This window comes from Streptomyces sp. WAC06614, from assembly GCF_003949795.1.
Classification (GTDB): domain Bacteria; phylum Actinomycetota; class Actinomycetes; order Streptomycetales; family Streptomycetaceae; genus Streptomyces.
In genome coordinates this window covers 1-7,362 of record NZ_RPRY01000330.1, presented here as the reverse complement: position 1 = coordinate 7,362, position 7,362 = coordinate 1, and the positions used below count along the sequence as shown (strand labels likewise).

Sequence of the window (7,362 nt, the reverse complement as noted above, 5' to 3'; positions counted from 1 at the left end):
GCCCCCCCCCCACCTGCGCATACGCACTCCTGAGCCAAGAGGACGGGACACCCATGCCTTCTTACGAGACCCCCGAGCCGATCACCGCGATCCTCGAGTTCGACGTCGGCGACGTACGGGTCAGGGCGTCCGAGCGGCCGGACACGGTCGTCACGGTCGTGCCCAGCAACAGCGGCGAGGAAGCCGACGTACGCGCCGCGCAGCAGACCAAGGTCAGCTACGCCCACGGAACGCTGACCCTCAAGGGCCCCAAGCAGCGTTCGCTGTTCGGCAAGCACGGCTCCATCGACGTGACGGTCGAGCTGCCCGCCGGCTCCCACCTGCGCAGCACCTCCCCCATGGCCGACCACGTCTGCGAGGGGACGCTCGGGGAGTGCCGGATCAAGACCTCGTTCGGCAGTATCCGCGTGGACGAGACGGACGTCGCCCACCTGCGCACGGAGCACGGGGACATCCACCTCGGCCGGGCCAGGGGCGAGACCGAGATCGCCGGGTCGGGCCGGGTCCACGTCACCGAGATCGTGGGCGGGGCGACGGTCAAGAACAACAACGGCGAGACCACGATCGGTTCGATCACCGGCGACCTCAAGGCCAACAACTCCAACGGCCACATCACGGTCGGCGTGGCGCACGGCTCGGTCGAGGCCAGGACCGCCAACGGGTCCGTCCGCCTCCACGACGTGGCCCGCGGGGTGATCCAGATCCAGACGGCCGCCGGCGACCTGGAGGTCGGCATCCGGGAGACCTCCGCCGCCTGGCTGGACGTCCACTCCAAGGCCGGCGGGGTCCGCAACACGCTCAGCGCCAGCGACGGGCCCGGCGGGGCGAAGGAGACCGTGGAGATCCACGCCCGGACGAGCGTCGGCACCGTCATCGTCCGGCGCGCCTGAGGCGGGCTCGGGCCGGACCACCGCCCCGAGGACCCCTGCGGGGCGGGGCCCGGCCGGCGCATCCCGACATCACCCCCGCAATCACCTCCGAAACCGCAACCGAAACCATCTATGCAATGTCACACGTGAAATTACATACCGCAGGAGTGGCCTCCATGACGCCCACCGCCGTCACCCCGCGCAAAACCCCACCCACCCCCGCCATCTCGGCCCGCGGGCTGCGCAAGTCCTACGGCGACCGGCCCGTGCTCGACGGCATCGACCTGACCGTCCCGCAGGGCTCGGTCTTCGCCCTGCTCGGCCCCAACGGCGCCGGCAAGACCACCACCGTCCAGATCCTGTCCACCCTCCTCCCCGCCGACGCCGGCCAGGCCCGGATCGGCGGCCACGACGTCGCCGCGGAACCGGAGGCCGTACGGGCCCTGATCGGGGTCACCGGACAGTTCGCGGCGCTCGACCAGCTCCTCACCGCCGAGGAGAACCTGCTCCTCATGGCCGACCTGCGCCACCTGCCCCGGGCCGAGGGCCGCCGGCGTACCGCCGAGCTGCTGCGGCGCTTCGACCTCACCGAGGCGGCCCGCACCCCCGTGTCCACCTTCTCCGGCGGGATGCGCCGCAAGCTCGACCTGGCCATGACGCTGGTCGGCGACCCCCGGATCATCTTCCTCGACGAGCCGACCACCGGACTCGACCCGCGGAGCCGGCGCACCATGTGGGAGATCATCCGCACGCTCGTCGTCGAGGACGCGGTGACCGTCTTCCTCACCACCCAGTACCTCGAAGAGGCCGACCAGCTCGCCGACCGCATCGCCGTCCTGGACCATGGCCGGCTGGTGGCCGAGGGCACCGCCGACGAGCTCAAGCGCATCGTCCCGGGCGGTCATGTCCGGCTGCGGTTCGCGGACCTCGCCGCACTCGACGCCGCCGCCCGCCACTTCCGGGCCGGCGCCCGCGACCCGGAGGAGCTCACCCTGCGCATCCCGAGCGACGGCAGCATCCCGACCCTGCGCGCCGTGCTCGACGTCCTGGACGACGCGGCGGTCCGGGCCGAGTCGCTGACCGTGCACACCCCCGACCTCGACGACGTCTTCCTGACCCTCACCGGCCACGGCACCCCGGACACCACCACGGAGATGACCCGATGAGCACCCTCTCCTTCGCCGTCAGCGACTCGGTCACGATGCTGCGGCGCAACCTCAAGCGCGCCCTGCGCTATCCGGCGATGACCTTCTCCGTCGTCCTGATGCCGGTGCTGATGCTGCTGCTCTTCACCTACGCCTTCGGCGGCGCGCTCGGCGCGGGCATCACCGGCACGCCCGCCGGCGACGGGTCACCCACCGGCGGGGGCGCGTACATCGGCTACGTGGCCCCCGGCATCATCCTGATGACCGCGACCTCGGGCGCGGTGGCGACGGCCGTCAGCGTCTGCGTCGACATGACCGAGGGCATCGTCAACCGCTTCCGTACGATGTCCGTCTCCCGGGCCGCGTTCCTCACCGGGCACGTCGTGGGCAGCACCCTCCAGGCCCTGGTGGCCATCACCGTGGTGACCGGCGTCGCGGTGGCCATCGGGTTCCGTCCCGATGCCTCGGTCGTCGAATGGCTCGCCGCGGCCGGCCTGCTGACGCTGGTCACCCTCGCCCTGACCTGGGTGTCCGCCGCCATCGGCCTGGTCTCGCGGACCCCCGAGTCCGCGAGCAACACGCCCCTGCCGCTGACCTTCCTGCCCTTCCTCGGCAGCGCCGTCGTACCGACCGACTCCATGCCGACCGGGCTGCGCTGGTTCGCCGAGTACCAGCCGTTCACCCCGGTCATCGAGACCCTGCGGGGCCTGCTGACGGGCACGGAGATCGGCACCAGCGGCTATGTGGCCGTCGCGTGGTGCCTCGGCCTCACCCTGGCCGGCTACCTGTGGGCCCGCTCCGCCTTCGGCCGTCTCGCGTACCGGTGACACGTGACCGGTGGCGGCGCCGTCCGACTCCCACTCACCTCGCTCCACCCCCAGTGCACTTACGGAGGACTCCATGCAGCACGACCCGTCGACGCAGTCCACGCAACCCCTGGCCACCGAGCCGGTCACGCTCCCCACGCAGCGCACCGCGGGCTGCCCCTTCGACCCGCCCGCCGCACTGGCCGAGTTGCGCGAGCGGAGCCCGCTGACCCGGATGACGTATCCCGACGGACACGTCGGCTGGCTGGCCACCGGCTATGCCACGGTCCGCTCGATCATGGGCGACCCGCGCTTCAGCTCACGCTACGAGCTGATGCACTACCCCTTCCCCGGCGGGCCCGAGGGCCCGCTGCCGCCCGCCCCCGTCGGTGACATGACCGGCATGGACGCCCCCGAACACACCCGCTTCCGGAGACTGTTGGCCGGCAAGTTCACCGTCCGCCGGATGCGCCGGCTCACCGAGCGCGTCGAGCAGATCACCGCCGAGCACCTGGACGCGCTGGAGCGCCGGGGCCCGGGCACGGATCTCGTCGAGGCCTTCGCCCGGCCGATCCCGGCCCTGATGATCTGCGAGCTGCTCGGGGTCCCGTACGCCGACCGGGCGCGGTTCCAGGGCCACGCGGACACCCTGATGAGCATGGACGCGGCCCCCGAGGAGCGGTACGCCGCGATGACCGGCCTCCAGGAGTACATGGCCGAACTGGTCGCCGCCCAGCGGGCGGAGCCCTCCGACGACGTGCTCGGGGACCTGGCCCGCGACTCCGACCTCACCGACGAGGAGCTGGTCGGCATCGGCGGGTTCCTGCTCGCCGCCGGACTCGACACCACGGCCAACATGATCGCCCACGGCACGTTCGCCCTGCTCAGCAATCCTGAGCAGGCCGCGGCCCTGCGGACCGACCCGGACCTGGCGCCGCAGGCCGTCGAGGAGCTGATGCGCTACCTGACCGTGGCGCCCACCGGCATCAAGTCCGCGCTGGAGGACGTCGAACTGGACGGCCGGCTGATCCGGGCCGGGGAGAGCGTCACCCTCTCCTTCGAGGCCGCCAACCGCGACCCCGCCCGCTTCCCGGCCCCGGACGTCCTCGACGTGCACCGCAGCGCCACCGGCCACCTGGGCTTCGGGCACGGCATCCACCAGTGCCTGGGCCAGCAGCTGGCCCGGGTGGAACTGACGGTGGCCCTCCCCGCGCTGCTCCGCCGCTTCCCGACCCTGCGCCTGGCCGTACCGGCCGCGGAGGTACCGCTGCGCACCGGCATGAACATCTACGGCGTCCACCGCCTGCCGGTCACCTGGGACGAGGCCTGATCCGATGGACACCTCCGGGCAACTGCCCCTGTCCGTCCGGGTGGACCGGGACCGCTGCCAGGGCGCGGGCATGTGCGCCCTGACGGCCCCCACGGTCTTCGACCAGGACGAGGACGAGGGCCTCGTGGTCCTCCTCACGCCCCGACCGCCCCAGGACCGGCACGCCGCCGTCCGCCTCGCCGCCGGCCTGTGCCCGGCCGCCGCCGTCACCCTCACGACGGCGACGGCGACGGGCGGTGCGTGACGGGGGCCCGATGCGCGACGGACGGCGGGTGATCCCCCGGGGGGGCGGCGCCGAGGATGGTCGTCATCGGTCTCGGACCGGATCCGAGGCAGTCATGGAAGGACGGACGTCATGAAGATCCGCCTGGCGCTCTGCGCGAGCACCGCCGCGCTCGGTCTGTGTGCGGCGGGCCCGGTGGCCGCCGCCACCGGAACCCCCGCGGGCGCGACCACGGCCACGGCCCCGACCGCGACCACGGCAGGAGCGGCGGCAGCCGCGGAAGCCCCGGCGGGCGCGGTGGGTCCTGAGGGCGCGGTCGGCGCGGTGGGCGCGGTGGGCGCGGTGGGCGCCGAGAGCCTGGACGTCGCCGGGCTGCAGGCGGCCCTCGACGAGGTGCACCGGGCCGGTGTCCCGGGGGTGTTCGCCGAGGTGCGTGCCGACGGCCGGACCTGGCGCGGCGCCTCCGGGGTGGCCGATCTCGCCACCGGCCGACCGGTCACCGCCGGCATGCGCCAGCGGGTCGGCAGCATCACCAAGACCTTCACCGCCGCCGCGGTGATGCGCCAGGTGGAGCAGGGCCGGATCCGGCTCGACGCGTCGATCGGCGACTACCTGCCGGACCTCGTACCGGGCGAGCGCGGCCGCGCGGTCACCGTCCGGATGCTGCTCAACCACACCAGCGGCATCGCCGACTACCTCCCCTACGCCTTCCCGTCCCTGGCGACTACCCCGTCCCACCCGGTCCCGACGGCCGACAGCATCGACGACAACCGCTTCCGGCGGTTCGACCCGCTCGACCTGATCCGGATGGGGCTGAGCGCCCCGCCGGTCGGCGAGCCGGGAGGCCCCCGGGCGGTCTACTCCAACACCAACTACCTGCTGATCGGCCGGCTGCTGGCGCGTACGACCGGGACCACGGCCGAGGAGTACATCACCCGGACCGTCATCGAACCGGCCGGCCTGCGGCACACGTCCTTCCCCAGGACCCCGTACATCCAGGGACCGCACCCGCGCATGTACGAGGCCTTCTACGGGCTGATCGACCCGCCGCGCGACTACAGCGTCTACGACATGTCCTGGGTGGGCCCGTCCGCCTCCCTGGTGTCCACCATGGAGGACGTCGACCGCTTCTACGCCCTGCTCCTCGACGGCAGGATCGTCAGCCGGTCGTCCCTGGCCGAGATGCAGCGCACCGTACCGGGTTCGGCCCTGGACGGCAGCCCGATCGCGTACGGGCTCGGCCTGCACCGGTTCGACCTGCCGGGCTGCGGCACGTTCTGGGGCCATGACGGCTCGACCTGGGGGGCCGGGACGGTGTCCATGACCCGCGCCGACGGCCGGCGCCAGCTGTCCTACGCCGTCAACCTCGTCCGCTGGAACCGGCCGGACGCCTCGGGCCGGCCCCGGCCCCACCCGATCGACGGCACGCTCAAGGCACTGACCCGGACGGCGGTGTGCGACGGCGGCGCCTGACCTGCTGAGCCGCCGGCGCCGCCTGCGGCCCGGGGCGGTTCAGACCAGCTCGGGCTGCCGGTCCCGACGCGGTTGCGGCAGGTGCACCGCTGCGGGCGCCCGGTCCCACCGCCGCGTCGTCCGTACGTAGGCCACGACCACCGAGGCCGTCGCCAGGAGGAGCAGCGGACCGCCCAGCCACGGGTGTGCGGCGAGCTGCGTCGGCAGGAAGCGGTACGAGAGCAGCAGGGCCACGAAGACGGTGGCGCCGTGGGCGACGAGCCGGATCCCCTCGCGGTCCAGCCCGCGGTCGTAGGAGCGCAGGGCGGCCTCGACGGTGAGCGTGAAGACCACGCCGGCGATGATGTCGGCGCCGTAGTGGTAGCCGAAGCCCAGCGTCGCGCCGAGCGTGGTGATCAGCCAGAAGACGCCCAGGTACCGCAGGGCCCGGGGCCCCTTGCGGGAATGGATGAAGATCGCCGTGGCCCAGGCGGTGTGCAGGCTGGGCATGCAGTTGCGGGGGGTGGTGGCGTCGAAGGCCATGGGGAGCGGGGTGCCGACCGGCGTCGGCGTGTGCGGCCACAGGTCGGCGACGGCCCAGTGCCCGCCGTCGGCCCCGTAGGCGAAGATCGGCCCGACCACCGGGAAGATCATGTAGATGCCGGGGCCGAGCAGGCCTATGACCAGGAAGGTGCGCACCAGGTGGTGGCGGGGGAATCGGCGCTCGGCCGCCACCTTGCGCAACTGGTACAGGGCGACGACGACCGCGGCCACGGCGAGCTGGATGTAGACCCATTCGAGGACCCGGAAGCCGATGGTGCCGGTGGCCTCGACGAGCCGGCCGACCAGCCAGGAGGGGTTGCCCAGGGCGTGGTCGGCGGTCGCCACGTACTGGTCGAGCACGGTGGGACGGGTCTTGGAGGTGATCAGCAGCCAGGTGTAGCCGGTCTTGCGGCCGGCCACCAGCAGCAGGGCCAGCCCGACGCCCTTCAGCAGCAGGGCGCGCTCCCGGCCGGTGCGGCGGGTGACCGCGACGACCGCACAGCCGAGGGTCACCCACAGGGCCCCGTTGCCGTACATCATCTGGGCGTCGACCAGCCATCGCACCAGCCAGAAGACCAGGTCGATGGCGACGGCGGCGCCGATCGCGACCCACCGCTGGCGCCAGGTGAGCACCACGAGCATCAACGCCATGCCGGCGTAGAGCACGGTCCCCGACTGGGGTGCGAAGATGACCTCACGCGCCTGCACGGTGACCGGCCCGGGCACCCCGAAGTGCCGCGCCGCGATCTCCAGGCCGGCGAGGAACCCGACTCCGATCACACTCACCGCGGCCCACAGCACGACCCGGGGTCGGCGCCAAGCGGCGGTCTTGCTGTCGCCCTCTATGCGCGAGGGGGCCCGCGATACCGTAGGTGTCAAGATTTCAACCGCTTGGTTAATTTTGGTTGGCCGTTACAAGTTCGAACATCCTAACGGAGTGCAGAACGTCCGTCCGGACCGGGTCACCCACCCGCGCACCCCCTCCACCTCACCC

Annotated in this window: 7 protein-coding genes; 6 read left to right on the top strand and 1 reads right to left on the bottom strand. The window is 72.7% G+C overall.

The window, feature by feature from the left end; genetic code table 11:
- Nucleotides 1–53 precede the first annotated feature (53 nt).
- The 6 genes from EF918_RS29705 (at nucleotide 54) to EF918_RS29680 (ending at nucleotide 5,846) form a co-directional block, all read left to right on the top strand.
- Nucleotides 54–890, top strand: a complete 837-nt coding sequence (locus EF918_RS29705; protein ID WP_125652027.1) for a DUF4097 family beta strand repeat-containing protein — start codon at nucleotides 54–56, stop codon at nucleotides 888–890.
- 155 nt (nucleotides 891–1,045) lie between these two features.
- A complete protein-coding gene (locus EF918_RS29700) occupies nucleotides 1,046–2,035 on the top strand; it encodes an ATP-binding cassette domain-containing protein (protein WP_125652026.1) in 990 nt (329 codons plus the stop codon).
- The gene (locus tag EF918_RS29695) at nucleotides 2,032–2,841 is read left to right on the top strand and encodes an ABC transporter permease (RefSeq protein ID WP_125652025.1); all 810 of its coding nucleotides are present in this window, start codon (nucleotides 2,032–2,034) and stop codon (nucleotides 2,839–2,841) included. Before EF918_RS29700 ends, EF918_RS29695 begins: the two co-directional genes overlap by 4 nt.
- Before the next feature lie 73 nt (nucleotides 2,842–2,914).
- Nucleotides 2,915–4,150 carry a cytochrome P450 gene (locus EF918_RS29690; RefSeq protein ID WP_125652024.1) on the top strand — a complete coding sequence of 412 codons (1,236 nt, stop codon included), beginning with the start codon at nucleotides 2,915–2,917 and terminating at the stop codon, nucleotides 4,148–4,150.
- 4 nt (nucleotides 4,151–4,154) lie between these two features.
- Nucleotides 4,155–4,394, top strand: a complete 240-nt coding sequence (locus EF918_RS29685) for a ferredoxin (protein WP_185921976.1) — start codon at nucleotides 4,155–4,157, stop codon at nucleotides 4,392–4,394.
- A gap of 111 nt (nucleotides 4,395–4,505) precedes the next feature.
- Nucleotides 4,506–5,846 (top strand): serine hydrolase, encoded by a 1,341-nt coding sequence (locus tag EF918_RS29680; protein ID WP_125652023.1) that lies wholly within the window; start codon nucleotides 4,506–4,508, stop codon nucleotides 5,844–5,846.
- A gap of 39 nt (nucleotides 5,847–5,885) precedes the next feature.
- On the opposite strand, the gene EF918_RS29675 is transcribed toward EF918_RS29680, so the two are convergent.
- The gene (locus EF918_RS29675; RefSeq protein ID WP_125652028.1) at nucleotides 5,886–7,169 is read right to left on the bottom strand and encodes a phosphatase PAP2 family protein; all 1,284 of its coding nucleotides are present in this window, start codon (nucleotides 7,167–7,169) and stop codon (nucleotides 5,886–5,888) included.
- Between the last annotated feature and the right edge of the window lie 193 nt (nucleotides 7,170–7,362).

Bases quoted from the DNA above. Each gene is read 5' to 3' on its own strand.
- EF918_RS29695 (WP_125652025.1), top strand. From the start codon at position 2,032: ATGAGCACCCTCTCCTTCGCCGTCAGCGACTCGGTCACGATGCTGCGG.
- EF918_RS29690 (WP_125652024.1), top strand. From the start codon at position 2,915: ATGCAGCACGACCCGTCGACGCAGTCCACGCAACCCCTGGCCACCGAG.
- EF918_RS29700 (WP_125652026.1), top strand. From the start codon at position 1,046: ATGACGCCCACCGCCGTCACCCCGCGCAAAACCCCACCCACCCCCGCC.
- EF918_RS29680 (WP_125652023.1), top strand. From the start codon at position 4,506: ATGAAGATCCGCCTGGCGCTCTGCGCGAGCACCGCCGCGCTCGGTCTG.
- EF918_RS29685 (WP_185921976.1), top strand. From the start codon at position 4,155: ATGGACACCTCCGGGCAACTGCCCCTGTCCGTCCGGGTGGACCGGGAC.
- EF918_RS29705 (WP_125652027.1), top strand. From the start codon at position 54: ATGCCTTCTTACGAGACCCCCGAGCCGATCACCGCGATCCTCGAGTTC.